The 26,142-nt window shown below is 67.0% G+C and carries 24 protein-coding genes; 5 read left to right on the top strand and 19 right to left on the bottom strand.

What is annotated here, in order from left to right; all coding sequences use genetic code 11:
* Window positions 1-19: 19 nt before the first annotated feature.
* Genes FFI87_RS16340 through FFI87_RS16315 form a run of 6 tightly spaced genes read right to left on the bottom strand, consistent with a single transcriptional unit; the run spans window position 20 to window position 6,378 of the window.
* Window positions 20-1,078 carry an ImpA family type VI secretion system protein gene (locus FFI87_RS16340; RefSeq protein ID WP_138846982.1) on the bottom strand — a complete coding sequence of 353 codons (1,059 nt, stop codon included), beginning with the start codon at window positions 1,076-1,078 and terminating at the stop codon, window positions 20-22.
* Window positions 1,075-2,136, bottom strand: coding sequence for a type VI secretion system baseplate subunit TssG (gene tssG / locus FFI87_RS16335; protein ID WP_138846983.1), 1,062 nt, complete (start codon window positions 2,134-2,136; stop codon window positions 1,075-1,077). Before tssG ends, FFI87_RS16340 begins: the two co-directional genes overlap by 4 nt.
* Before the next feature lie 3 nt (window positions 2,137-2,139).
* Complete coding sequence (tssF, locus tag FFI87_RS16330) at window positions 2,140-4,020, bottom strand: type VI secretion system baseplate subunit TssF (protein ID WP_012364959.1); 1,881 nt, start codon at window positions 4,018-4,020, stop codon at window positions 2,140-2,142.
* 1 nt (window position 4,021) lies between these two features.
* Window positions 4,022-4,543 (bottom strand): type VI secretion system baseplate subunit TssE, encoded by a 522-nt coding sequence (gene tssE, locus FFI87_RS16325; protein WP_138846984.1) that lies wholly within the window; start codon window positions 4,541-4,543, stop codon window positions 4,022-4,024.
* A complete protein-coding gene (locus tag FFI87_RS16320; RefSeq protein WP_409995098.1) occupies window positions 4,527-5,381 on the bottom strand; it encodes a type VI secretion system accessory protein TagJ in 855 nt (284 codons plus the stop codon). The genes tssE and FFI87_RS16320 overlap by 17 nt, the downstream gene beginning before the upstream one ends.
* Entirely contained in the window at window positions 5,368-6,378 is a 1,011-nt protein-coding gene (locus FFI87_RS16315; protein WP_261378395.1) for a TagK domain-containing protein, read from the bottom strand. The genes FFI87_RS16320 and FFI87_RS16315 overlap by 14 nt, the downstream gene beginning before the upstream one ends.
* 527 nt (window positions 6,379-6,905) lie before the next feature.
* Between FFI87_RS16315 and tssH the strand changes: the two genes are divergently transcribed.
* Window positions 6,906-9,569, top strand: a complete 2,664-nt coding sequence (gene tssH / locus FFI87_RS16310; RefSeq protein WP_138846987.1) for a type VI secretion system ATPase TssH — start codon at window positions 6,906-6,908, stop codon at window positions 9,567-9,569.
* A 79-nt stretch (window positions 9,570-9,648) separates the two neighbouring features.
* On the opposite strand, the gene slmA is transcribed toward tssH, so the two are convergent.
* From slmA to argB, 3 genes are read right to left on the bottom strand one after another with little or no spacing between them, the layout of a single operon-like run.
* The gene (gene slmA, locus FFI87_RS16305; protein WP_138846988.1) at window positions 9,649-10,314 is read right to left on the bottom strand and encodes a nucleoid occlusion factor SlmA; all 666 of its coding nucleotides are present in this window, start codon (window positions 10,312-10,314) and stop codon (window positions 9,649-9,651) included.
* Window positions 10,281-11,072, bottom strand: a complete 792-nt coding sequence (locus FFI87_RS16300) for a pyrimidine 5'-nucleotidase (RefSeq protein ID WP_012364953.1) — start codon at window positions 11,070-11,072, stop codon at window positions 10,281-10,283. The genes slmA and FFI87_RS16300 overlap by 34 nt, the downstream gene beginning before the upstream one ends.
* Window positions 11,069-11,968 (bottom strand): acetylglutamate kinase, encoded by a 900-nt coding sequence (argB, locus tag FFI87_RS16295; protein ID WP_006754950.1) that lies wholly within the window; start codon window positions 11,966-11,968, stop codon window positions 11,069-11,071. Before argB ends, FFI87_RS16300 begins: the two co-directional genes overlap by 4 nt.
* A 296-nt stretch (window positions 11,969-12,264) precedes the next feature.
* Between argB and FFI87_RS16285 the strand changes: the two genes are divergently transcribed.
* The 3 genes from FFI87_RS16285 (at window position 12,265) to FFI87_RS16275 (ending at window position 14,584) form a co-directional block, all read left to right on the top strand.
* Window positions 12,265-12,489, top strand: coding sequence for a cysteine-rich CWC family protein (locus FFI87_RS16285; protein WP_138846989.1), 225 nt, complete (start codon window positions 12,265-12,267; stop codon window positions 12,487-12,489).
* Window positions 12,490-12,621: 132 nt separating this feature from the next.
* On the top strand, window positions 12,622-14,028 hold the full coding sequence (locus tag FFI87_RS16280; RefSeq protein WP_138846990.1) for an ATP-binding protein: 1,407 nt from the start codon (window positions 12,622-12,624) through the stop codon (window positions 14,026-14,028).
* A 13-nt stretch (window positions 14,029-14,041) separates the two neighbouring features.
* Complete coding sequence (locus tag FFI87_RS16275; RefSeq protein ID WP_011658200.1) at window positions 14,042-14,584, top strand: response regulator transcription factor; 543 nt, start codon at window positions 14,042-14,044, stop codon at window positions 14,582-14,584.
* A 168-nt stretch (window positions 14,585-14,752) separates the two neighbouring features.
* Here FFI87_RS16275 and hslU read toward each other — a convergent pair whose 3' ends face one another.
* The 9 genes from hslU to FFI87_RS16225 form a co-directional block, all read right to left on the bottom strand.
* The gene (hslU, locus tag FFI87_RS16270) at window positions 14,753-16,096 is read right to left on the bottom strand and encodes an ATP-dependent protease ATPase subunit HslU (RefSeq protein ID WP_138846991.1); all 1,344 of its coding nucleotides are present in this window, start codon (window positions 16,094-16,096) and stop codon (window positions 14,753-14,755) included.
* A gap of 10 nt (window positions 16,097-16,106) precedes the next feature.
* Window positions 16,107-16,643 (bottom strand): ATP-dependent protease subunit HslV, encoded by a 537-nt coding sequence (hslV, locus tag FFI87_RS16265; RefSeq protein ID WP_006760749.1) that lies wholly within the window; start codon window positions 16,641-16,643, stop codon window positions 16,107-16,109.
* A 236-nt stretch (window positions 16,644-16,879) separates the two neighbouring features.
* Window positions 16,880-17,296, bottom strand: a complete 417-nt coding sequence (gene dksA, locus FFI87_RS16260) for an RNA polymerase-binding protein DksA (RefSeq protein ID WP_006477498.1) — start codon at window positions 17,294-17,296, stop codon at window positions 16,880-16,882.
* A gap of 491 nt (window positions 17,297-17,787) precedes the next feature.
* Window positions 17,788-18,864 (bottom strand): CobW family GTP-binding protein, encoded by a 1,077-nt coding sequence (locus FFI87_RS16250; RefSeq protein WP_041489870.1) that lies wholly within the window; start codon window positions 18,862-18,864, stop codon window positions 17,788-17,790.
* A 192-nt stretch (window positions 18,865-19,056) separates the two neighbouring features.
* Window positions 19,057-20,271 carry a class I SAM-dependent rRNA methyltransferase gene (locus tag FFI87_RS16245; RefSeq protein WP_138846992.1) on the bottom strand — a complete coding sequence of 405 codons (1,215 nt, stop codon included), beginning with the start codon at window positions 20,269-20,271 and terminating at the stop codon, window positions 19,057-19,059.
* Between the two features lie 76 nt (window positions 20,272-20,347).
* Window positions 20,348-21,268, bottom strand: coding sequence for a tyrosine recombinase XerC (gene xerC / locus FFI87_RS16240; RefSeq protein WP_138846993.1), 921 nt, complete (start codon window positions 21,266-21,268; stop codon window positions 20,348-20,350).
* A gap of 13 nt (window positions 21,269-21,281) precedes the next feature.
* On the bottom strand, window positions 21,282-22,007 hold the full coding sequence (locus FFI87_RS16235; RefSeq protein WP_012364946.1) for a DUF484 family protein: 726 nt from the start codon (window positions 22,005-22,007) through the stop codon (window positions 21,282-21,284).
* A 37-nt stretch (window positions 22,008-22,044) separates the two neighbouring features.
* Window positions 22,045-22,914: a diaminopimelate epimerase gene (gene dapF, locus FFI87_RS16230; RefSeq protein ID WP_041489869.1), complete on the bottom strand. Its 870-nt coding sequence runs from the start codon at window positions 22,912-22,914 to the stop codon at window positions 22,045-22,047.
* Window positions 22,915-23,146: 232 nt separating this feature from the next.
* On the bottom strand, window positions 23,147-24,031 hold the full coding sequence (locus FFI87_RS16225; RefSeq protein WP_126228712.1) for a lipid A biosynthesis lauroyl acyltransferase: 885 nt from the start codon (window positions 24,029-24,031) through the stop codon (window positions 23,147-23,149).
* 265 nt (window positions 24,032-24,296) lie between these two features.
* On the opposite strand from FFI87_RS16225, the gene metK reads away from it, so the two are divergent.
* Window positions 24,297-25,484 (top strand): methionine adenosyltransferase, encoded by a 1,188-nt coding sequence (gene metK, locus FFI87_RS16220; protein ID WP_006753004.1) that lies wholly within the window; start codon window positions 24,297-24,299, stop codon window positions 25,482-25,484.
* A gap of 110 nt (window positions 25,485-25,594) precedes the next feature.
* Here the strand turns inward: metK and FFI87_RS16215 are convergent, their stop codons facing one another.
* Window positions 25,595-25,936 (bottom strand): hypothetical protein, encoded by a 342-nt coding sequence (locus FFI87_RS16215; protein WP_138846994.1) that lies wholly within the window; start codon window positions 25,934-25,936, stop codon window positions 25,595-25,597.
* Window positions 25,937-26,142 lie beyond the last annotated feature (206 nt).

Below are 26,142 nucleotides of genomic sequence, written 5' to 3'. Positions count from 1 at the left end.
GATGAGAGGGGCGCGGCGCTCAGACGTCGATGGCATCCCACTGCGCGAGAAGCTCGGCTGGGATGACGTTCGCCAGCTCCGAAAAGCGCTTGCCGACCATTCGTTCGGATTGCCGGAGCAGCACGATGACGGGGCTGCTCGGCTCGTTTTGCTCGAACCACAGACGCGTTTCCTGAATCGCCGCGAGCGCGCTCCAGCGATCCATCGGGCGCGGGGCGCGTGCGCTCGGGGCCGGGGCGTCGGCCTCGCGGGGCGTCGCTTCGGTGGGGAGGCTCGCCGTCGCATCCGATGCCGAAGCCGGCTCCGCCGGTGCATCGGACGGACCGGCGGCGGTCGGTGCGCGGCCAGCGTCGAGGGCCGTCTGCGCGAAAGGCTGCAGCAGTTTCACGACGCCATCGAGATCGGGCGCATCGGCCTGCAACGTGTCGTGTGTTAAAGCGACGATCTCGGCGACGGCGCGTTGCGCATCCGCCAGTGCGACGATCGCGGCGTCGCGCCGGTTCCACAGTTCGCTGAGCAGCCGACTCGCCGATTCCGGCGCGAGCGCGTCCTTCGCGCGCGGGACCGCAAACGCTTTCTCGATGTCGCGCAACTGCAGTTGCAGACCGGCGGTTTTCGGCAGCCGAATGTCGCGGGCGTCAGCCAGCGCCGCGTCGGCGTCGGCGAGCGCGGCGATCGCGTTCGAGTAGACGATCGGATCGCGTTCGCCGTCGAGCATCGGCGTCGGATGCAATGCCTCGCCGTAGCGTTCGAGCATCTGCAGCAGCACCGCTACGCCGTCGCGCAGCCCTTCGGCGCCGCTTTGGCGGATCCGGCAGCGGATCAGGATCGTGAGCAGCCGGAGGTCCTTCGTGCGTAGCAGCAACGCGCGGCAATCGCGCTCGGCCTCGGCCCAATTCGCCTGCTGCGGCGCATCGACGAAATCGCCATATTGGGCATCGGGGCGTGGCGCGACGGCCGCTTGCAGCATGACGAAGGCCGGATCGTATTCGAGGTCGGGGCCGCACGGGTCTTCAGCTGATACGGGCTCGAGAAGATCGATATAGCGCGCAAGCGCATCAGGGGTGGGAGCATTCATGCTGGGTTCTCCAGTTGATCGCAGTATTTCTCGGGCTCGAACACCATGCCGACGACCGGTTTGTCGTCCATGGATTCCCCGAGCCAGGTCGAATAGCCCAGCCGGTGAGAGCTGTCGGCGCGCGCGGGCGGTGCGGCGCGCGGCTTGACGAGCAGCTTGATTTCCCAGTCATATTCGAGACCGACGAACGCGCGGACCCAGTCGACCAGCGTCGGCAGATCATCGCCATGCGGTGTCAGACGCAGGTACTGGTCGAGATCGAGCGGCCCGATCACGAGACGGAACTTGTGCTGGCAATCGGGGATCATGTCACCCAGCAGCGCACCCTCGCCCATGATCGTCGACGGTGCGGGCGCGCCGAGCAGGCAGCGCTCGGGGCCGGCGATCTGAATCCAGTGCGACACGAATTCGTCGACGGCCACAGGTACGCCGAAGTAATGGGACAGCGTCGCGGCCAGGCCGTCCGGATTGCGTGCCTCGCGCACCAGGTGCGCCGAGGCCGCATAGCGCGCATGCGGAGGCGGGTGCGTACGCGCGGCTTCGGCCGGATCGGTGCCCATCAGGCTGCCGATATAGAACGAGAACGTCTCCTGCGACGGCCGGTCGAGCGAGACGGTCGCTTGTGCGGATGCCCACGCCCGGTAGAACAGCGTGAGCGCCCGGTGATGAAACAGATTGGCGAATGCAATGAGCGTCTTGTCCTGATGGCTCTCCGCACGGCTATACGCCAGTTCCGTCATGTGAAGCGGCAGCGGGCCCTGCGGCCCCCACAGTCCGAGCCCGAAGAGCCGGACGTCCAGCCGGCCGCCCTGCACGTCGAGCGCCGCGACTTCGCGCGGCGCGAACGCCATCGACGGTTGCTGGCCGACGCGAAAAGGCTCCTGCCTCGGCAGGCGTGCCGTGCCGGGCAGCGGCTGGGTTGCATCGCGCGCGCTGATCGTGCGCAGCAGGCTCAGGAAACCCGCCTGCCACGGCGTGCGCTCGTCGAACCACACGCGCAGCGAGTCAGGGTGCAGCGGCGAGCGGTCGTCGACGGGCGTCGAGTCGAATGTATCCATCGGTTACACCGCTCCCCGTCCGCCCATGCGCGGCTTCCAGCGTGTCACGACGCCGCGTTGCATCGAGCGCAGTTCCGTCTCGGTAAAGACGTTGATCGATACGTGTCGCGCCAGGTACTGCTCGAGCACAAGGCCGAACAGATAGGGGCTCACACCGGAGAAGCCGCTCTCGTCGACGGTCAGTTCGCAGCGTACGCCGCGCCCGTAGACGAGCAACCCGTGGCCGGGCAGGCGTCGAACGACCGGTTCGGTGCGCGCGCCGACGAGGCTCTCGATCTGCGTGCGCTGTTCGTGTTCGCTCGTTCCGACGAACAGTCGCAGCATGTTGCGCAGGGCCTGGCCGCCGTCGCGATGATCGAGCTCCGCGAGCGGCATGTAGTTGAAGCTCAACTGGCGAATCAGCCGCCATGCGGTTTCGCCGGTCGCGTACGGCTCGCGCGGCGTGCTTGGCGGATGCACGAGACTCACGCCTTCGATCGGCACGGAGTCCTGCATCGTGAGGTCGCTGAACCCGTTGCGCGGAATCAGGCGCGGCAGGTCGCGGTTGGTGAGCCACGCGTCGACGGACAGATAGCGGATCGCGTCGTCGTAGGGCGCTTCGGCCTGATCGACGAGCGACACGAATACTTCGGTGCCGACGTACTCGCTGCGGGTGCCGTATTTGCGCGCGTTGGCCGACATCGCGCGCGGCTCGCGCAGAATCGAAAAGTAACGCCCGTAATTGCCGATATCACTGTGTAGCGTCTGGTACAGCGGATTGAACGTCACTTCGGTCGACGTTTCGGCTTTCTGGCCGAATACCCGCGATACCGAGAAGACTTCATAGTCGAGTGGGCGGCTGCGGTCCGGAATCAGGTGGAACGCGGTCAGCGCCCGATTGATCTCGATCCGGTCGGTGCGTCGCGGAAACAGGTTGATGATCGGCGTGCAGAACAACTGAAAGCTCGACGCATCGACGTGGGCCGTCAGCTCGTCCGGCAGTCGGTCGAGCAGTAGCACGATTTCCGCTTCGTTGCCGTCGATCTTCGAAAGGCCGGCCTGCAACTGCGTAAGCACGAAGAAATAGAAGCGCTGCCGACAAGTGAAGTACTCGTGCAGCAGATTGTGCCCGTGGAACGTATTCCACATTTGCGGCAACAGGCTCTGGTCGGGGCGCAGGCCCTCGAAATCGACCGGATTCTTCGGGACGAACGTGCAATCGTCGCGGGTAGCGCCGTGTGCGCGCACGACCGACGCGATGCCGCCGGCATGGACCAGTTCGAACAGATGCGACGCGATCCGCTCGTCGCCGCCGATATAGAGCGACAGCCGGTCGAGCCCGCTGATCTGCGAGAACTTGATTTCGCCGACCGTGCGCAGCCGCAACCGAAGCGCGCCGCGCAGCCGCATGTGTGGCATCAGCATGCGCTGCAGGTCGGGAAGGTCCGGCGGCACGGCGGTCAGCTTCGCGTCGACGATCTCGATCGGCCAAAGCGTGATTTCATGACCGCTGCGAAACTCGCAGGCGGTCCGTTCGCCCGGTGGGATCGACGAGCGCAATACGCTGTGGCGCGGCACCGTGAAGCCCTTGCTGAAGTTGCCTTCGCGCAGGCTCGGGCGTAGCTTCGCCACGGCCATCGACGGCGTCGGCGCAACGTAGTTCGGATACACGACCTCGAGCAGGCGTTGCGTAAAGCGCGGGAATTCGGCGTCGAGCTTGAGCTGCGTACGCGCCGACATGAAGCAGAACGCTTCGATCATCCGCTCCACGTAAGGATCGGCCGTTTCGATGCCGTGCATGCCGAGCCGGCGGGCGATCTTCGGATGCTGTGCGGCGAACTCCGCCGACAGCTCGCGCATGTAGGTCAGTTCGCGATTGTAGTGGTCGAGAAATCTGGGATCCATATCAATGTTCGATGCGAGCGCCCGGATCGAGCGTCACCTTGTTCGATTCGATATCGAAGGTGCTTTGAATCAGGAACTCGAGGGGGTACGGCGACCATTGCATCAGCCCGCGAATCTCGAATGCCAGCTTGTTGTAACTGGCGGCTTCGCGCCCTGCGAGGGGCCGGATCGCGATCGAATCGGGGAGCAGGCGGGGTTCGAAACGGACGATCGCGGTCTTGACGAGTGTCTCGATCGTTTCCCAGTTCCGGTCGCTCAGGTAGCTTCCCGACAACGGCGGCACGCCGTAGTTGACGACGGACGCGGCGGCCTGCGGGTACCGTGCGGAGTCGAGCTCGCCGTCGAGGTTGGTCGCGTTGAGTAGCAGCGCGAGGTCGCGTTGGATGATCCGGCGCATGCCTTCGCCGCTCGGTGCATACGCGCGCGCGACTTCATGGCGAGCCTGCGGCGCGTCGTCCTGCAGCCGGTCGAGCAAGGACGGCAGGTACGCGGGCCGGTGCTGATCTTCAGGATGACGTGCCATCTGCGTCTTCATCGGTGAAGCGGCAGCCGCCGATATCCAGCAGGCCCCAGTCGCCGCAGTTGGTCGTCCAGGTTTTTTGTCCGAGTGCGATCACGTTCGTTTCGCCGATGTCCTGCCAGCGGGTTTCGCGCGCGAGCCGGACGGCGGCGGGACCATGCTCCGAGCCCGGGTAGCGGGTCGGCACGTACCCCCTGAGAACCGTGGCATCGCGCAGGATCAGCGTGGCAGGCCGCCATACGAGATCGGTCAGCGTGCCGATCGGGGTGAGCGTGAGCGACTTGATGCGGGCGAACGGAATCCACCGGTAACCGCCTGCAACGACCATTTCGCAAACGGGGCCGAGTCGCGTGTCGCTGTCGGTCAGCCATGCGAAGTCACCCATTTCGGCGCTTTCGCCTCGACTGGCTGGCGCCGCGTCGAGCGCGGCCTCGCGCAGCGCGTCGGCACCCGCCACGTCGCCGGCGCCGAGCCGGACATTCGCCTGCAGCAACTGGTCGATCCACGCGGGCGTGGCTTCGTCGACGAAGCCGGGAGTGCGCGTGCCGGCGAATACCTCCGTGCGGAACATCTCGCCTTCGATGAGGCCGCGATGCAGCTGCGCGCGTGCAGTGCCTTCGGGCTCCAGTGTTGCCCAGGTCTGCAACTGCTTGAGCGCGCGTTCCCAGTCGCCGTCGACGCACAGCAGCTGGAACAGCAGCCAGCGTTCGGACGGGTCGGACGGCCGCTGACGCACCGCTTCGATGGTTTGCTCTTTCAGCGCGTCGAGCGACTGGGCCTGCAGCAGGTTCTGCACTGCTGGGCGGCCAGTGGCTGGCGTGGTGGTATCAGGGGCGTTCATCGTCATGTTGTTCGGTCGTTGAAGTGTCGGTGAAGGTGGTCAGCATCGGGAAGTGGCTATCGACGCTGACCAGGTGGTGCTCGCGACGCGCGAGCAGCGCTGCTGGCGGAAAGTGCAGACGCCGCCGTTGCGTGGGCGCGAGCAGATGCAGGACGTCGTGGCGTGCGTCGTCGACGAAAAACTGATCGGACAGGAACGGGTTCATGTCGCCGAGCACCAGATCGATTTGTTGGCGCGTGTCGAGCAGATCGTTCAACAGCGAGCCGGTCCGATAGCGCTCGGTATCGAGGAATGGATCGGGCGGCAGCGGGACCGCGATCTGCGGCGGCTCTATTTCCTTCATCGCGTGCGCGGCGGACCGCTCGCGGTGGATCAGCGCCCGCCGGTATTCGGCGAGCAGCGCCTCGAGCGGGTCGCCATTGTCGAGATCGGGCGAGACCGGCGTGACCACGCCGAGCGGTTCCTCGTCCAGCACGGTGAGCGGCAGGTCGCCGTTCGGTTGCAGGTCGGCCAGCGCCGTCAGATCGACGAAGCCGCCCGGCTCGGTGCGGGGCAGCGCATTACCCAGCGCGATCAGGTCGACGGGGGCCGGCGCGTCGTCCTGCGCGACGGCGGAGGACGGCAGGCCGATGGTCAGCTCGTCGACGCCGACCGTGATCGTCGTGCCGAACGGAACCTCACATGCGCGATGCAGCGGCACCACGGTGGCGCCGACGCGGCAGGCGAGCGCTTCGCAATGATTTTCCAACTGGATGCGGCCGTCGGCGTCGATGAGGAAGACGACATGGTCGGCGAGCGGATTCGCATCGCCCGACACCGTGGCGAACACGCCGGACGACGCCGAATACGCGCAGCGATCCCGGCCGAGCGCGTGCTGCACCGGCGCGCGCGGCGCGCGGCCGCCCCGCCGGACCAGCTTCGCGAACGGCGGCGTGGGATCGGCCGGTTGGCGGTCGGGCGTCGTGCAATCGGGATCGCGAGCCGTGCTGCTGCTCATTTTCGACATAGCGGTTGATCAGTAAAAAGCGAAGGTTTTAGCGGTGCAGCGGCATTGCGCACGTGCCTCATTAATTCGAGATAAAGGAGCGCTTCGCGTCGGATTAATTCGAGATAATCCGGGGTGCCGATAAGGGTGAAAGCGCGGTCGACGGTTTAAACGGGAATATTATCGTGCGCAGGTTTTGAGGTATATCGGAATTGTTCTAAATGTCCGGGCGGTGTCTCGTGCGAGGCTGCGAAAATCGGGGGCGGCGTGGCTGCGGCGTTGACGTCGCGGCCCGCGTGGTGGCGGCGATGCGGGCCGTCGGGACGCCGTGTGAGGTGATTTGGGACGACCGCACGGGGAGGCGGCGATGCGATCCTTTTCGTGAACAAGCGTGATGAAAAATAATACTTGTCCGATTGATTCGTGAGTGATGTGAGAGGTAACGTTGGCGGTTTTGATTTAGTATCCGCGGCGACGGAGGGCGTGACCGTATTCACATTGCCCTTGCGTGCGGCACGACTTATTTCCAGATCCATCTCATGACAATTTCAAGGCAGGCCTTATTCGGCAAACTCGGGCATTCGCTGTTCCGAAGCGTCGAATCCGCCACGACTTTCTGCAAGCTGCGCGGCAACCCTTACGTCGAACTGGTGCATTGGCTGCATCAACTGCTGCAGGTGCCCGACGGCGACCTCCAGCGGATCATCCGGCATTGCGACATCGACGCCGAGACACTCGATCGGGACGTGCTGCGCGCGCTCGCCGCGCTGCCGGCCGGTGCGAGTTCGATCAGCGACTTCTCGCACCATATCGAAACGGCCGTCGAGCGCGCGTGGGTGCTGGCCTCCCTGGATTTCGGCGACCGCCGCATTCGCGGCGCATGGCTCGTCGCCGCGCTCGTCAAGACGCCCGAACTGCGCCGCGTGCTGCTGTCGATCTCTCCGGCGTTCGGCAAGATCCCGCTGGAAAGCCTGGGCGAGATGCTGCCCGCGTGGATCGACGGCTCGCCGGAGGCGGCGGATGCGCCGTATGACGGCACCGACTTCGGTGGCGCGGTGCCCGGCGAGGCCGCGGGCGCGCTGGCGCCGGCAGCCGGTGGCGGCTCGCCGCTCGAGCAGTACTGCAGCGATTTGACTGCGCGCGCGCGGGCGGGCGAGATTGATCCGGTAGTCGGCCGCGAGCTCGAGATCCGCACGATGATCGATGTGCTGTTGCGCAGGCGTCAAAACAATCCGCTGCTGACCGGCGAGGCCGGGGTCGGCAAGACGGCCGTGGTCGAAGGTCTGGCCCGCGCGATCGTCGACGGCGACGTGCCGCCGAAGCTGGCCGACGTGCGCCTGTTGAGTCTCGACGTCGGCGCACTGCTTGCCGGCGCGAGCATGAAGGGCGAATTCGAGGCGCGTCTGAAGGGCGTGCTCGAGGCGGCGACGAAGTCGGCGGTGCCCGTCATCCTGTTCGTCGATGAAATTCATACGCTGATCGGCGCCGGCGGCCAGGCCGGCACCGGCGATGCGGCGAACCTGCTGAAGCCGGCGCTCGCACGCGGTACGCTGCGGACGATCGGCGCGACGACCTGGGCCGAATACAAGCGCCATATCGAAAAGGACCCGGCGCTGACGCGGCGCTTCCAGGTGCTCCAGGTGCCGGAGCCCGAGGAAGCGGCGGCGATCGACATGGTGCGCGGGCTCGCGCGCACCTTCTCGCGACATCACGGCGTCGTCGTGCTCGACGAAGCGATTCGCGCGGCGGTGACGCTGTCGCATCGGTACATTCCGTCACGGCAACTACCCGACAAGGCGATCAGTCTGCTCGACACCGCTTGCGCGCGCGTGGCGCTGTCGCAGCACGCGCCGCCGCGCGAGTTGCAGAACGTGCGCCAGCGCCTGCTGGCGGCGCAAGTCGAATGCGATCTGCTCGACCAGGAGCGATCCATCGGCCTGGGCGACACGGACGCGCTGGCCCGCACACAGGCGCGCATCGCCGAGCTGGAACGCGAGGCGGCGAACGTCGAGGCGCGTTGGCGCGCGCAGGCCGACGCCGCGCAAGCGCTGTTGAGCGCACGCGAGACCACACGCGACGCCGCCTCCGGCGTGCCGGCCGACCGGCTGCAGGTGCTCGAGCGCGCGCTCGCGGAGCAGCAGGGCGAGACGGCGTTCGTGTTCCCTGAAGTGAACGAAGCGATCGTCGCGGCGATCGTGTCCGACTGGACCGGCATTCCGGTGCGCCGGATGGTCACCGACGAGGTCGCCGCGGTGCGCACGCTGCCTGACACGCTCGCGGCGCGCGTCATCGGCCAGCCGGACGCGCTGCAGCAGATCGGCGAGCGCGTGCAGACTGCGCGCGCAGGGCTCACGGATCCGAAAAAACCGCTCGGCGTATTCATGCTGGCCGGTCCGTCGGGCGTCGGCAAGACCGAGACGGCGCTGGCGCTGGCCGAGGCGCTGTACGGCGGGGAGCAGAACCTGATCACGATCAACATGAGCGAGTATCAGGAAGCTCACACCGTGTCCGGGCTCAAGGGGGCGCCGCCCGGCTATGTCGGTTACGGCGAGGGCGGCGTCCTGACCGAGGCGGTGCGGCGCCGGCCCTACTCGGTGGTGCTGCTCGACGAGATCGAGAAGGCACATGCCGACGTGCACGAAATGTTCTTCCAGGTGTTCGACAAGGGGTATATGGAGGACGGCGACGGACGCTACATCGATTTCCGCAACACCACGATTCTGCTGACCAGCAACGCGGGCTCCGACCTGATCACGAGCCTCTGCTCGGACGAGGCGCTCGCGCCTCGCACGGATGCGCTGTGCGCGGCGCTCGGGCCGGCGTTGCTCAAGACGTTCCCGGCCGCGTTTCTCGGCCGCGTGACCGTGGTGCCGTACAGGCCGCTCGCGCAGGCGACGCTGGCGCAGATCGTGCAACTGCATCTGGATCGTGTGGTGACGCGCATGGCCGACGGGCACGGTGTGGCGTTCGGCTATGCGCCTGCGGTGCTCGACTACATCGTCGAACGCTGCCTTGTCCAGGAAACGGGCGCGCGCCTGTTGATCGGCTTCATCGAGCAGCACGTGCTGCCGCGGCTCGCCGCGCAGTGGCTGGATGCGCTGGCGGCGAAGCGTACGCTCACGCGGGTCGACCTCGAACTGGTCGATGCGGGCGCGGTACCTGCCGACGCCTTCATGTTCCGCGCGTCGTACGCGGACGACTGACGCATGCCGAAGTCGCACGCGAAGATGCGCTCGCACCATCCGGCGGCTCAAGCCGGGTCGGATACGCGCGCGTCGTCGCCTACTGCAGGATCAGCCGCAGTTGCGCGTCCGCATGTTCGGTCGGTGGTTTGCCGAAACCGCTTTTCGCGTATCGGTGCCAGCGACCGAGCACATAGCTGACGATGAGGCTGGCGCGCATCGACGGGTCGTAATCAGCCGGCAGCGGCGCGGTCGCGGCCGATCGGTCGCCGGCGCCCGCGTCGAGCTGCGCGAGCCGCAGCGCCTGCCTGAGCGACGCTTCGATTCGTTCCAGCATCTGCTCGACGCGCTCGGCGAGCCGCTCGTCTTCGCCGACCAGCGCCTCGCCGGTCAGCACCCGCGTCATCCCGGGGTTCTTCACGGCGAAATTGAGAAGCATCATCGCGATCGCGCGGGCCTGCAGGACGCCGTCGGGTTCGCGCGCGGCGATCTGATTGACGAGGCCGAAGAACGTGGTCTCGATGAACTCGATCAGCCCTTCGTACATCTTCGCCTTGCTGGCGAAATGCCGGTAGAGCGCGGCTTCCGACACGTCGAGCCGGGCCGCGAGCGCGGCGGTCGTGATTTTCTCGGGCTTCGGCACCTCGAGCATCGCGGCGAGCGTCTGCAGGATCATCACGCGCCGCTCGCCCGGCTTCGGGCGCGGGCGGGACGGCGTGGCATGGTCTTCCTTTACGGCTTGGTCCTGCGGGTAAGTCGGCTGCATTTCTGTCGCCCCGATCGTGTGCCCAGTCGGAGCGATTTTAACGAACGAATGCGCTGGTCGACATAATGTGGACGGCCGATGCTCGGAAGATGGCCCGGCAGGTGGCCGGTGATCCATACGGTACCGATGCCGAGCCGCTTGTAGCGTTTCAGATGGCTGCGGGTATCTTCGACGAGGATCGCGTCGGCCAGCCGCGCATTCGCGGCACGCAAGGCGCGGCGCAGCATCGTGTGGTCGGGCTTCGCGCGCCAGGTGCGCCGGTCGCGCATGTGCTCGATCGCGATCACGCGTTCGAACAGCCGCTCGATGCGCAGCTCGCGCAGTACCGCACGCGCGTAGTTCTCCGGCGCGTTGGTCAGCACGAACTTGCGACCCGGCAGCGCGGCGATGATGCGCGCGAGGCCGCGCTCGGCGCGCAGCATCGCGGGCAGGTCGGCAAACGTGTGGACGACCCGCAGGAAGTCGTGCGGATCGATCGGATGATGGCGAGTGAGGCCGAGGAGCGCGGCGCCGTAGCGCTGCGTGTAGCCGGTGCGCAGGCGGTCGGCCTCGGCACGCCCGACTTGGAGCGTGTCGATGATGTACTGCGTCATCGCGCGGTTGATCTCCGGAAAGATCGCGTGCGATGCGTGGTGCAGCGTGTTGTCGAGATCGAACAGCCAGACCGGCGCGCCGGCACGCGGCCGACTGCGGGAGATGCGCCGGCGTCGCAGCGACGCCGGCAGGTCGGAACGCTTGGGCAGGCGGCGTGCGCTCAATGCGAGCGGATCATCGTGCCGAACGGCTGCTCGGTCAGGATTTCCAGCAGCACCGAGTGCTCGATCCGGCCGTCGACGATGTGGACCGACTTCACGCCGCTCTTCGCGGCGTCGAGCGCCGACGAGATCTTCGGCAGCATGCCGCCCGAGATCGTGCCGTCCTCGAACAGCGCGTCGATCTCGCGTGCCGACAGGTCGGTCAGCAGGTTGCCGTCCTTGTCCATCACGCCGGGGATGTTGGTCATCATCAGCAGCTTCTCGGCGTTCAGCACGGTCGCGAGCTTGCCGGCGACGAGGTCGGCATTGATGTTGTACGACAGGCCGTCCTCACCGAAGCCGATCGGCGAGATCACCGGGATGAACGCGTCGTCCTGCAGCGCCTTCACGACGGCCGGATTGATCGCCTCGACTTCGCCGACCTGGCCGATATCGATGTACTGGCCCGGGTTGTCGCGATCCGGCATCAGCAGCTTGCGCGCGTGGATCAGGCCGCCATCCTTGCCCGTCAGGCCCACCGCATGGCCGCCGAAGTGGTTGATCAGCGTCACGATGTCCTGCTGCACTTCGCCGCCCAGCACCCATTCGACGACTTCCATCGTCTCTTCGTCGGTGACGCGCATGCCCTGGATGAAGGTGCCGGCCTTGCCGATCTTCTTCAGTGCCTGATCGATCTGCGGACCGCCGCCGTGGACGATCACCGGATTGATGCCGACCAGTTTCAGCAGGATCACGTCGCGCGCGAAGCCTTGCTTGAGCCGCTCTTCCGTCATCGCATTGCCACCGTATTTGATGACCACGGTCTTGCCGTGGTAGCGACGGATGTACGGCAGCGCTTCCGCGAGGATTTCTGCTTTCAGCGTGGGGGCGATCTGCGAGAGGTCGATGGGCTCGGACATGGCGGCAGCTCTGGCTGGGAACGGTTGAAACAGGGCGAATTGTACAGGAGTGGCGCAGCGCAGCATCGGGTTTTTGGGCTGGCCGGACGGTCGGTGTCGCGGGCCGCGGGCCATACGCGGCGGCCCGCCGGCCATGGCGCCGGGCCTCGCGACGGCGCCGCAGGCGGGGCGGGCGGCGCGTGTGCCCGGACGTGTTTTGCGGGACGCATCGGCCGACCGGCCGACGTGCAAAATCCGTCCGCCGCGCTATGCTTGTCGCGTAGGGTGACGTTCATGCCCGTTACCGCGCCTTCGCCATGACCGATTCCGCCGTCGACACTCGTTCGACCCCACGCCGCGCGCGCTGCCCGCACTGCGGGCGCGGCTTCGACTGCGGCGCCGGTACCCAGCCGTTCGACTGCTGGTGCGCGTCGATGCCGGTCGTGCCCTGCGGCGTGCCGCCGGCGGCCGGCACGCGCTGCCGGTGCCCCGAGTGCCTCGCCGACGAGATCGCCCAGCGCATGGCCGGTGCGGCCGGCTGACGGCGCAGGCTCGTGCGACCGGCCGAGACGCCGGCTTGTCGGGCCGTGCCTTGATGCGTTCCTGTGTGTATTCATCCGCCACGATCCGGCCCCCGGTAGAGGCGCCGCGCGCTAAACGGGTAAACTGCTCGGATGCAACGAATCACCACCACCGGGCGCGTCAACCTCAGTCACCTGTTCTGGCTGCGCAATCTCGCGATCATCGGCCAGCTCGCGACGATCGGCGTCGTGCAGACCTATTTCGGCGTGCACCTGCCGTTGCCGGCGATGCTGATGGTCATCGCGCTCGAAATCGTTTTCAACGCGCTGACCTGGGTGCGCGTGCTGCGCGCGCGGCCCGAGACCGATTTCGAGCTGCTCGGCCAGCTGTGGGTCGACCTCGGTGCGCTGTCGGCGCTGCTGTTCCTGTCGGGCGGCACGACCAACCCGTTCGTGTCGCTGTATCTGCCGTCGCTGGCAATCGCAGCGGCCGTGCTGCCGTGGCACCTGATGATCTGGCTCGCGGCGTTCGCGGTCGCGTGCTACGCGGCGCTCGGCTTCGATTCGGTGCCGCTCAACATGGATAACCCGGCGAACCTGTTCGACTACTACCGCACCGGGATGTGGGTGAACTTCATGGTCAGCGTCGGGCTGATCGCGTGGTTCGTCGCGCGCATGTCGAACGCGCTGCGCCAGCGCGATTCGGCGCTCGGCGAAGCGCAGGCGCACCTGCTGCGCGACGAGCGCGCGGTCGCGCTCGGCGTGCAGGCCGCCACCGTCGCCCACGAGATGGGCACGCCGCTGTCGACGATCGCGATGCTCGCGGAGGAGCTGCGCGACGCGGCACGCGCCGATCCGGGGCTGGCGCGCTACGAGGCCGACCTGAAGGTGCTGGAAGAGCAGATGACGCTCTGCACGTCGGCGCTCGCGCGCCTGCGCAGCCGCGCGAGCGCGCCGGCGAGCCGCCAGCCGGTGGACGACTGGCTCGATACCTTCGTCGAGCACTGGCGCCTGCGGCATCCGCACGTGCAGTTCGAACTGCTGGGCGCGCGCCCGTCGGGCGTCGCGCTCGACGACACGGTCGCGGCCGGCCAGATCCTGACGATCCTGCTCGACAACGCCGCGCGGGCGAGCCCGCATCGCGTGACGCTGGCCGCGAAGCTCGCGCACAACGAGCGGGCGGCCGACCAGATCGAATTCGAAGTATGCGACGACGGCCCGGGCATTCCGGCCGCGTTGCGCGAATCGCTCGGCGCGATGCCGGTCGACAGCACGCAGGGCGGACACGGAGTCGGGCTGTACCTCGCGTTCAGCGCGGCCGTGCGCCTGGGCGGCGAGATCGAGCTGTCCGATGTCACGCCGCGCGCGGCCGGCGGCAACGGGCGCGCCGCCGGCGGCATGAATGGTCACGCCGCTGCCGCGTCGGGCCAGCGCACGACCGAACGGGCGGCAGCCGCGCCGGACAGCCGCGCAGCCGGCTCGCCGGGCCGCGGCACGCGCGCGGTGCTGCGCCTGCCGGTAGCGCGCATCGCGGCGCCGGCCGCCTCAACCAACACGTAGACGGAGAAACCACATGAGCGAGAACAATTTCCTGGTGATCGACGACAACGAGGTGTTCGCGGGCACGCTCGCGCGCGGTCTCGAGCGCCGCGGCTATGCGGTCCAGCAGGCGCACGACAAGGAGGCGGCGCTGCGGCTCGCGGCCGGCGGCAAGTTCCAGTTCATCACCGTCGACCTGCATCTCGGCGAGGATTCGGGGCTGAGCCTGATCGCGCCGCTGTGCGACCTGCAACCCGACGCGCGGATCCTCGTGCTGACCGGCTATGCGAGCATCGCGACCGCCGTGCAGGCCGTGAAGGAGGGCGCCGACAACTATCTCGCGAAGCCGGCGAACATCGAGTCGATCCTGGCCGCGCTGCAGACCAACGCCAGCGAAGTGCAGGCCGACGAGGCGCTCGAGAATCCGGTCGTGCTGTCGGTCGACCGGCTCGAATGGGAGCACATCCAGCGCGTGCTCGCGGAGAACAACAACAACATCTCGGCCACCGCGCGCGCGCTGAACATGCACCGCCGCACGCTGCAGCGCAAGCTCGCGAAGAAGCCGGTGCGCCAGTAAGCGGCGCGCCGCGGTCGTCGCGGCGGGTGTCGATGCCGTACGACGGGCGCTGCGGGTTGCGATGGGCAATCGCGCATGCGGGCGGGCCGTGCTCGACCGTCTGGCTGACGCACCAACGAAAACGGGCGACCCGTCGGGTCGCCCGTTTCGCATTCGCCGCCGCGCGCGTTAGAGCACGTAGCGCGACAGATCCTCGTCCTGCGCCACTTCGCCGAGCGCGCGGTCGACATACGTCGCGTCGATCGTCACGCACTCGCCGGCGTGATTGCCGGCCGAGAACGACACTTCCTCGAGCAGTTTCTCGATCACCGTGTACAGCCGGCGCGCACCGATGTTCTCGGTCTTCTCGTTGACCGCATACGCGATCTCGGCGAGGCGGCGGATGCCGTCCGCGGCGAACTCGAGTTGCACGTCTTCCGTGGCGAGCAGCGCCTGGTACTGCTTGACGAGGCTCGCGTCGGTCGCGTCGAGGATCGCCTCGAAATCCTCCACCGACAGCGAGTCGAGCTCGACGCGGATCGGAAAGCGCCCCTGCAGTTCGGGAATCAGATCGCTCGGCTTCGCGAGGTGGAACGCGCCGCTCGCGATGAACAGGATGTGATCGGTCTTCACCATCCCGTACTTCGTGTTGACGGTCGTGCCCTCGACGAGCGGCAGCAGGTCGCGCTGCACGCCCTGGCGCGACACTTCGCCGCCGCTGCCTTCGTTGTTGCGCGACGTGATCTTGTCGATCTCGTCGAGGAACACGATGCCGTTCTGCTCGACGTTCTGCACGGCCTTCGTCTTCACTTCCTCGTCGTTGAGCATCTTCGCCGCTTCCTCGTCGGTCAGCAGCTTCAGCGCTTCCTTGATCTTGACCTTGCGGCGCTGCTTCTTGCCGCTGCCGAGGTTCGAGAACATCGAGCGGATCTGCTCGGTCATCTCTTCCATCCCCGGCGGCGCCATGATGTCCATGCCGGCCGACGGCTGCTCGAGGTCGAGCTCGACTTCCTTGTCGTCGAGCTGGCCTTCGCGCAGGCGCTTGCGGAAGGTCTGGCGCGTCGCGTTGTTGTCGTCGTTCGCGTGATCGGCGTTGCCGCCGAAGCCGACCGCGCGCGGTTGCGGCAGCAGGATGTCGAGGATGCGGTCTTCCGCCTGGTCGGTCGCCTTGCTGCGCACCTTGCGCATCTCGGCTTCACGCGTCTGCTTGACCGAGATCTCGATCAGGTCGCGCACGATGCTGTCGACGTCGCGGCCGACGTAGCCGACTTCGGTGAACTTGGTCGCTTCGATCTTGACGAACGGCGCATCGGCTAGCTTCGCGAGGCGGCGCGCGATTTCGGTCTTGCCGACGCCCGTCGGCCCGATCATCAGGATGTTCTTCGGCGTGATTTCCTGGCGCAGCGGCTCGCCGACCTGCTGCCGGCGCCAGCGGTTGCGCAGCGCGACCGCGACGGCCTTCTTCGCCTTGGCCTGACCGATGATGTGCTTGTCGAGTTCCGAGACGATCTCGGCAGGGGTCATGGTGCTCATGGTGCGGTCCTTACTCGATCGTTTCGATGATGCGGTTGTGGTTCGTGTAGATGCACATGTCGCCGGCGATCTCGAGCGACTTCTCGACGATTTCGCGCGGGGACAGCTCGGTGTTCTCCGCGAGCGCGCGGGCCGCGGCCTGCGCGTACGCACCGCCCGAGCCGATCGCGCAGATGCCGCCTTCCGGGTCGAGCACGTCGCCGTTGCCGGTGATCACGAGCGTGGTGGTGGCATCGGCCGTGATCAGCATCGCCTCGAGGCGGCGCAGCATCCGGTCGGTGCGCCAGTCCTTCGCGAGCTCGACGGCCGCGCGGGTCAGATTGCCCTGGTGCTTCTCGAGCTTCGCCTCGAAGCGATCGAGCAGCGAGAACGCATCGGCGGTGCCGCCCGCGAATCCGACCAGAACCTGGTTGTTGTAGATCCGCCGCACTTTCCGCGCGCCACCCTTCATGACGATGTTGCCGAGGGTTACCTGGCCGTCGCCGCCGAGCGCGACCTTGTCGCCGCGCCGGACCGAAACGATGGTCGTGCCGTGAAATTGCTCCATCTGCGTTCCTTGAGAAAAACGGGGAAGAGTCGGGCGGCGCGAGGCGCCGCCGCGTGAATCGCAGTGCGCCGGGGAGCGGCCCGGCGCGCGTCCGTTTCATTTTAGGGCGGGCGCCGGGATATCAAGAGGTGGAAGGGGCAAATCGGCCGGCCGGGAGCCGGCGCCGGAAAAACAAAAAGCGCGCGGCAGGCCGCGCGCTTCCGGGAAGCAGCGTGTCAGAGCGGAACGCCGCTCGATCAGTCGCCGAACAGCTTCTGGCGCAGCTCGCGGCGCTCTTGCGCCTCGAGCGACAGCGTGGCCGTCGGACGCGCGAGCAGGCGCGGGATGCCGATCGGCTCGCCGGTTTCCTCGCACCAGCCGTAATCGCCGGAATCGATGCGGGCGAGCGACTGCTGAACCTTCTTGAGGAGCTTGCGTTCGCGATCGCGCGTACGCAGCTCGAGCGCGTGCTCTTCCTCGATCGTCGCGCGATCGGCGGGGTCGGGCACGATCACCGTCTCGCGCAGATTCTCGGTCGTCTGGCCGGCATTCTTGAGGATGTCCGCCTGCAACTGTTCGAGCCGATTTTTGAAGAAGGCGAGCTGATCCTCATTCATGTAATCCTTGTCGCTCATCTTCAGGATTTCGGCTTCGGTCAAGAGTTTCTTCGTCATCTGCTTGCTTCTTCAATGTGCGGCAAATCAGGAGATATTGCCTGCACTTTGGGATTACCCGCAACCGCGCTTGCAATCATTTGCGATCTGCCGCCGCGGGGCCGAAAGCCTCTGGAAAACCGGTTCTCAAATACCAGGACAGGCCTGGCGCTGATTTGCGCGCGGCGAACCGGTGCTGCGCGGCAAATCGCATCGGCCGCGGCCGGGTGGCGGATGGGCGATCCGGCGCGGTTGCGACGCCCGGTATTGGTTCAGCAAGAACCGGACCTGTTATTGCCGTACTCCAGCGGGCACGTATTGTAACTGAATCGCAAGCGGGCGCCGTATCGGGTCGATCCCCGTCGGCTGCGCCAATATCTAGAAAATATAACGCGCAAATCGCGAAAAAGCGATGACGGTGAAACCCTTGCCGCGCAAGGCGCCCGCCAAGCACCGCGGCCGCCCCTGAAGGCGGCCGCGCGGAAGGCACCCGATGCCGGGGGCCTGAACGCTCAGGCGAGGCAGGCGTCGAGGCCGTCGGTGATCAGGTCCTGCGGCAGATCGACGCCGATGAACACCATCTTGTTGGTCTTCTTCTCGACCGGCAGCCACTTCGCGGCGAGGTCGCTGCCCATCATCTGGTGCACACCCTGGAACACGACCTTGCGATCGACGCCCTTCATGTACAGCACGCCCTTGTAGCGCAGCATCCGTTCGCCGTAGATCTGCAGGATCCCGCCGAGGAAGTCTTCCAGCTTGTTCGGGTCGAACGGGCGGTCGTTGCGATACACGAACGACTTGATCTTGTCGTCGTGGTGCGCGTGGTGGTGGTGATGACCGTGGTCGTGATCGTGCGCGCATTGGCCGTGATCGTGGTCGCAATCGGCGTGATCGTGATCATGGCCGTGATCGTGGTGAGCGTGCGCGTGGTCGTCCTCGGCGAGGAAATCCGGGTCGATCTCGAGCTTCGCGTTCAGGTTGAAGCCGCGCAGGTCGAAGATTTCCTTGATGTCGGCTTCGCCGAAGTTGACGATCTTGATCGTCGCCTTCGGGTTCATGTGCATCAGGCGGTGCTTGAGACCGGCGACGGTCTGGTCGTCGACGAGGTCCGACTTCGTGATGAACAGGCGATCGGCGAAGCCGACCTGGCGCTGCACGACTTCGTGTTCGTCGAGCTGCGCGTTCGCGTGCTTCGCGTCGACGAGCGTGATGACCGCATCCAGCAGGAAGTCGTCGGCGATTTCGCTGTCGATGAAGAAGGTCTGCGCGACGGGGCCCGGGTTCGCGAGGCCGGTGGTTTCGATCACGATGCGGTCGAAGTCGAGCTTGCCTTCGCGCTTTTTCGCGGCCAGATCGCCGAGCGCGCGGGCGAGGTCGCCGCGGATCGTGCAGCAGATGCAGCCGTTGCTCATCTGGATGATCTGCTCGTTCGAGTCCTGCACGAGGATCTCGTTGTCGATGTTCTCTTCGCCGAACTCGTTCTCGATCACGGCGATCTTCATGCCGTGCTGTTCGTTCAGGATGCGCTTGAGCAGCGTCGTCTTGCCGCTGCCGAGGAAGCCGGTGAGGATGGTGACGGGAGTGGCCATGTCGGTCGCCTGTGGTTCGTGAATCGGGGTCAAAACCAGGATGTGCGTCGCGCCGCCCGCTGCGAGCGGGGGCGCACAACCATCCATTGAAACATACCTGTCAAGCCCCCGCCCGTCGTCCGGACGACAGGCGAAAGCGCTGGCCCGCCAGATCGGGCTGGCGTGCCGGGTTGTCCGCCAAGATCGGGGCGATCAGACGATTTGCAACAGCAGGCCCTTCAGATATTCGCCCTCCGGGAACGCGGCGAGCAGCGGGTGGTCGACGCCCGCGCCGAGCCGCTTCAGGATGCGCGCGTCGACCTTCGCATCGGCCGCCGCGCCCGCGACGATCTTCTGGAACAGGTCCATGTCGATCGCGCCCGAGCACGAGTACGTGAACAGCAGGCCGCCCGGGCGCAGCAGCCTGAAGCCGCTCAGGTTGATGTCCTTGTAGGCGCGCGCCGCGCGATCGACGCTGTCGCGGGTCGGCGCGAACTTCGGCGGATCGAGCACGATCAGGTCGAAACGCTCGCCTTCGTCGACGAGGCGGCGCAGCGTCTTGAATGCATCGGCGTCGAGCCAGGTCGCGCGTTCGGCGTCGAAGCCGTTGGCCACGACGTTCTGCTGCGCGAGCGCGAGCGCATCGCCCGACGAGTCGATCGACACGACGCGTTTCGCGCCGCCCTTGAGCGCCGCGAGCGAGAAGCCGCCCGTGTAGCAGAAGCAGTTCAGCACGTCGCGCCCGGCCGCGTACTGCGCGACCAGCGCGCGGTTGTCGCGCTGGTCGACGTAGAAGCCCGTCTTGTGGCCGTTCGGCACGTCGACGTGATAACGCACGCCGTTTTCGTTCGCGATCAGCGTCGCGGGCGGCGCATCGCCCGCCAGCACGCCGGTCGTCTGTTCGAGCCCTTCCTTGTCGCGGATCGACACGTCCGAGCGCTCGTACACGTTCGGGCAGCCGGTCGCGCCGGCGAGCGCCGCGACGATCGCGTCCTTCCATGCTTCGACGCCCGCGGCCATGAACTGGCAGACGAGCTGGCCGCGCGGCGCGGCGCCGGCTTCGGCCGTGTCCGCGATGTAGTAGTCGACGATCAGCCCCGGCAGCCCATCGGCCTCGCCGAACACGAGCCGCACCGCGCCCGTGCCCGACACCATCGTCGTACGGTGCGCGACCGCGCGCTGCACGCGGCGCTTGAAGAATGCGTGATCGATCGGCTCGTTCTCGTCGAAGCTCCACACGCGCACGCGGATCTGCGACTGCGGGCTGTACGCGCCGCGCGCGAGGAAGCGGCCGTCGTGCGTGCGCACGATGACCGTCGCGCCGGGCGCGGGCTTGCCGTCGACGCGGTCGATCGCATTGGCGTAGATCCACGGATGGCGGCGCAGCAGCGATTTTTCCTTGGACGGCTTGAGGGTGACGGTTTGCATGATGAGATCGAAATGGGCCGTGCGCGACGCCGGCCGTGGCCGGCCGCCGCGCGCGGCGGGTAACACGGGACGCGCGTCAGTCGCGCTTCTTCGCGCGCGGATGCGCGCTGTCGTAAATCTTCGCGAGGTGCTGGAAGTCGAGCGACGTGTAGACCTGCGTCGCGGAGATGCTCGCGTGGCCAAGCAGTTCCTGCACCGCGCGCAAGTCGCCGCTCGACTGCAGCACGTGCGTCGCGAACGAATGGCGCAGCACGTGCGGGTGGACGTTGGCGGGGATGCCCGCGGCGAGCGCCGCGCGCTTCACGCGGTCGCGCACGACGCCCGGCGCCATCCGGTTGCCGCGCACGGACACGAACAGCGGATGCGGGTCGTGCTTCACGAATTCGCCGCGCACCGCGAGCCACGCGTTCAGCGCATCGATCGCCTTGCGGCCGACCGGCACCTTGCGTTCCTTGTTGCCCTTGCCGCGCACGGTGACTTCGGCTTCGGCGAGATCGAGCCAGCCGGCCGAGCGGTAGCCGTCGGCCTGCGTGTACATGACGTCGAGCCCGACCAGTTCGGCGAGGCGCAGCCCCGACGAATAGAACAGCTCGAGGATCGCGTGATCGCGGATGCCTTCGGTCGTGCCGGCGAGCGGCGCGTCCATCAGCGCCGAGGCGTCGTCGACCGACAGCGCTTTCGGCAAGGTTTTCGGGCGCTTCGGCGCGCGCACGGCGGCGACCGGGTTCGCGGGCATCTCGATGTGCTGCGCGAGCCAGCGGTAGAACGCGCGCCAGGCGGACAGCCGGTGCGAGATCGAGCGCGCCGACAATCCGCCCGCATGCGCGCGCGCGACCGCGCCGCGCATGTCGACGGCCGTCAGCGTGTCGAGCGGGCGACCGGCGGCGAGCTTCTTCAGTTCGTCGAGTTCATGCGTGTACGCACGCAGCGTGTGTTCCGACAGCTGCCTGACGTGCTTCAGGTTCGACAGGTAGGCGGCGATCGGATCGTCGGTCATCGCGGGCGCGACATCAGTGCGGCAGCAGGCGCGTGAGCGCGGCGCTCGCAAGCGTCGCGATCTGCGCGAGGAAGTCGGTCGCCATTCCGTCGTGGAAGCGGCGCGGGTCGGGCGAGCCGAGCACGAGCAGGCCGAACGCGGGCGCATCGGTGCCGGCGAGCGGCGCGCGCAGCGCGAGCAGCGCGACCGACGTGGCCGCGCCGTCGCCGGCCGGCGCGGCTTCGGCGCCTTCCGCCGCATTCGCGGCCGGTGCCGCGAGCGCGGGCGCGAGCCACTGGGCGGCCTCGAAACCGGTGTTCGCGCCGCAGTACGGCGTCGACAGCCCGTTCGTGAACAGCCGCACTTCCTCGCCGACCTGGCGCGCGAAATCGGCCTGCGCGTAGGTGTCGGCGACGTCCCACACGCGCAGCGCGGTTTGCGGCACGTCGAACACGTCGGCGATGCCTTCGGCGATCGTGCGCGGCAGCGCGTACGGGTCGCGTTCCGCGATCACGCGCGCGGTCCAGCGGCTGAACTTCGCGGACAGGCTGTCGTTCTCGTGGCCGTAGCGCACGAGCTCGGCGAGCCGGCGCTCGAGATGCTTGTTCTTGTCGCGCAGCATCTCCATCTGCCGCTCCTGCAGCGAGATCGCGGCCTTGCCGTGCGGGTTCGCGAGGCGGATCGTCGCGAGCAGTTCGGCATGCTGCGCGAAGAATTCGGGATTGGCGAGCAGGTAGTCGGCGACTTCGCGATCGTTCATGTGGCTGGAGCGTTCAGTTATCAAGGACGTTGCAGGGTCAGGCGGTGAGGTCGATCTCGCCTTCGAACACGGTCGCGGCGGGCCCGGCCATCATCAGCGCGGCGGCTTCGTCGCGCGCGCCGTCCCAGCCGATCGTCAGCGTGCCGCCGTGCGTATGGACGGTCACGGGCGAATCCAGCAGGCCGCGCCGGATGCCGGCCGCGACCGCCGCGCACGCGCCCGTGCCGCACGCGAGCGTCTCGCCTGCGCCGCGTTCGTACACGCGCAGCTTCACTTCGTGGCGCGACACGATCTGCATGAAGCCGGCGTTCACGCGCTGCGGGAAGCGTGCGTGGCGCTCGATCAGCGGGCCTTCTTCCAGCACCGGATACGCTTCGACATCGTCAACGACCTGCACCGCATGCGGATTGCCCATCGACACCGCCGAAATCCAGCGCGTCGCGCCGCCGACGTCCAGCGGCCACAGCGTGTCGCGGCCTTCGGCGCGGCCGTCGAGGCCCGACGCATCAAAGGGCACCTGCGCCGGCGCGAACACGGGCGCGCCCATGTCGACGACGACTTCGCCGTTGTCCTGCAGCGTCAGCGTGATCAGGCCCTTCATGACCTGCACGCGCACGCTGCGCTTGTCGGTCAGCCCGCGGTCGCTGACGAACTTCACGAAGCAGCGTGCGCCGTTGCCGCAGTGTTCGACCTCGCCGCCGTCGCAATTGAAGATCCGGTACTTGAAATCCGCGCCGTCGACGGTCGGCTTTTCGACGAGCAGCAACTGGTCGGCGCCGATGCCGAAGTGCCGGTTGGCGAGCGCACGCACCTGCGCTTCGGTGAGCGGCGGCAACGCACGCGAATAGCCGTCGAGCACGACGAAGTCGTTGCCCGCGCCGTGCATCTTGGTGAACGAGAGTTTCACTGGGTCCGGAATTCCATGACGAACAAGGCGGCCAGCACGACGCGAATGGCCGGCGGGCATGCCGGGCGGCGTCGTTCGTCGTGCTGATCTCAGCCGCAAATGATACATGCAGCGGACAGGGGCGTCCTGCACGGCCATGCCGGCATCGCGCCGGAAATCGCGCTGCGTCTCAAAGCGGGGCTTGCGGAGGCCGGCGAGCGCATGACGGCACGCTCGCGGTCGCCCGGCAGGGTCAGTACAGGCTCGGCTCGCCGGGCGGGCGCGTCTTGAAGCGCTTGTGAACCCAGTAGTACTGCTCGGGCATCAGCGGGATCTGTTGCTCGAGGAATTCGTTCATCCGCCGCGCGTCGAGATCGTCGTCGCCGGTCGGGTAGTGGTCCCACGGCTTGAACACCTTCAGCCGGTAGCCCTTGTAGTTCGGCAGCACCTCGCCGATGAACGGCACGACCTGCGCGCGGCCCGTCTTCGCGAGCCGGCCGACGGCCGTCAGCGTGCAGGCCGGCACGCCGAAGAAGGGCACGAACGTCGAGTTGCGCAGCCCGTAGTCCATGTCGGCGCCCAGCATCACGGGCTTGCGGTCGCGCAGCCAGCGCAGCACGATGCGCGCGCTGTCCGCGCGGCCCGCCAGTTCCGCACCGAAGCGGCTGCGGCCGGCTTTGGCGGCGGCGTCGATTTCCGGGTTCTTCATCGGCGTGTAGAGCGAGCCGCACGGCCGGTCGAGCGCGAGATTGAGCGCCATCGAGCCGGCCTCGATGCCGACGAAATGGAGACCGAGCAGGAGCGTGGGCGGCATGTCCGGATCGCTCAGGTCGATCTCGCTGTCGATCGTGAACAGCTTGCGGTAGGCCTCTTCCGACGCGAACCACTGATAGCTGCGCTCGACGTAGCTGCGGATCGCATGGCGGAAATGCTGGCCGGCCACTTCCTCGCGCCGTTCGTCGCTCCAGTCGGGGAAGCAGAGTTTCAGATTGGTATGTACGATGCGCTTTCGCCGGCTGGGAATCTGGTACAGCAGCCAGCCGAGGCCATCGCCGAAGCGCGCGGTCACACCGTACGGCAGCAGGGCGAGCAGCTTCAGAAAGCCGATGGCGAGATGCGTGCCGAGGCGGCCTAGCATGCGGAATCTCCGTGGGGCCGGCTGGCCGGCACGTTGCGAACAGGGGGGGAGGACAGCGGGCGATACAGCACGGGCGGCGCTCTGTGACAATTCACGAAAGTCGCTATAATACGGGCTTCGCCGAGTTAACTGACAACTTGCGGGGCGAAGCCGGCTGGCGCGAAGCGCGCTGCCCGGTCCTGGTAATCCGCTAAAGCGTCGCCGCTTCAGGCCCAACGAAGCTGGCTACGTGAAACCAACCGTAACCACACAGGAGCCTGAAAAAGTGGCAAACGATTATCTCTTCACGTCCGAATCCGTCTCCGAAGGCCATCCGGACAAAGTCGCGGACCAGATCTCGGACGCGATTCTCGACGCCATCCTCGAGCAGGACAAATATTCCCGCGTTGCGGCCGAAACGCTGTGCAACACGGGTCTCGTCGTCCTGGCCGGTGAAATCACCACGACGGCGAACATCGATTACATCCAGATCGCGCGCGACACGATCAAGCGCATCGGCTACGACAACACCGACTACGGCATCGACTACAAGGGTTGCGCGGTGCTCGTCGCGTACGACAAGCAGTCGCCCGACATCGCGCAAGGCGTCGATCGCGCCCATGACGACAACCTCGATCAAGGCGCGGGCGACCAGGGCCTGATGTTCGGTTACGCATGCGACGAAACGCCGGAACTGATGCCGCTGCCGATCTACCTGTCGCACCGCCTCGTCGAGCGCCAGGCCAGCCTGCGCCGTGACGGCCGCCTGCCGTGGCTGCGTCCGGACGCGAAGTCGCAGGTGACGGTTCGCTACGTCGACGGCCGCCCGGATTCGATCGACACCGTCGTGCTGTCGACGCAGCACGCACCGGACATCGAACTGCCGGCGCTGCGCGAAGCCGTGATCGAGGAAATCATCAAGCCGACGCTGCCGGCCGACCTGATCAAGGGCGACATCAAGTTCCTCGTGAACCCGACCGGCCGGTTCGTGATCGGCGGCCCGCAGGGTGACTGCGGCCTGACGGGCCGCAAGATCATCGTCGACACGTACGGCGGTGCCGCACCGCACGGCGGCGGCGCGTTCTCGGGCAAGGATCCGTCGAAGGTCGACCGTTCGGCAGCGTATGCCGGCCGCTACGTCGCGAAGAACATCGTCGCGGCAGGCCTTGCATCGCGCGCGCTGATCCAGGTGTCGTACGCGATCGGCGTCGCCGAGCCGACCTCGGTGATGGTCAACACGTTCGGCACGGGCCGCGTGTCGGATGCCGTGATCACGAAGCTCGTGCGCGAGCATTTCGACCTGCGTCCGAAGGGCATCATCAAGATGCTCGACCTGCTGCGCCCGATCTACGAGAAGACGGCAGCTTACGGCCACTTCGGCCGCGAAGAGCCGGAATTCTCGTGGGAAGCAACCGACAAGGCACTCGTGCTGGCCGAAGCGGCCGGCGTGGAGCCGACGGCACGCGTCGCGTAAGCGGCGTCCCGCCTGAAACGAAAAACCCCGGCATGCCGGGGTTTTTTTATGCGTGTCGAGTGCCGGCGAAATGACGGCGATCGCGGCGGGCACTGCCCGCCGGCGCGGTTTCAGCGTGCACTGAAACCGAACCACCCATTGCTGGCCGCGAGGCGGCGCGGACGGTTGATGCGGCGCTGCGGGCCGAGCGTGCGGCGCAGCGCGAGCGCGCGCAGCGACGACGGCTTCTGCAGCAGCGAACGCAGGCCGGCGCGGCGTGCGAACGCCTGCGCGCTCATCATCGAGAGGAATGCGTGGAACCACGCACGGATGCCGTCCAGCCGGCTGTGCGCGTGCGTGTGCCTGGCGAGCGCCTGCGTGCGGGCGCGGTGATGGCGCAGCGAGCGGGCGGGAGCGGACGGCACGACGCGCTTCGCAGCGCGGTTGAAACGGGAAGTCAGACGGAATGGCATGTGAACGATGCTTCGCTTGTATGGATGGCGCCCTTGAAGAGCGCACTGGTATGAACGGCCTCGGATGACGCAACGGATCTTACCGAAAGTCGTTGCGCGCCGCGCCCGCCAGAATTGACAGGCCGCGACAGGCTACAAGGGTTTCATGACGCGCAAAAGTCGCGATAAACCCTTGTGCCGCAAGCGAGTCGCCGCATACCGCCTGT

The organism is Burkholderia sp. KBS0801, from assembly GCF_005937855.2.
GTDB lineage: Bacteria > Pseudomonadota > Gammaproteobacteria > Burkholderiales > Burkholderiaceae > Burkholderia > Burkholderia ambifaria.
This window is presented reverse-complemented; position numbering and strand designations above follow the sequence as displayed.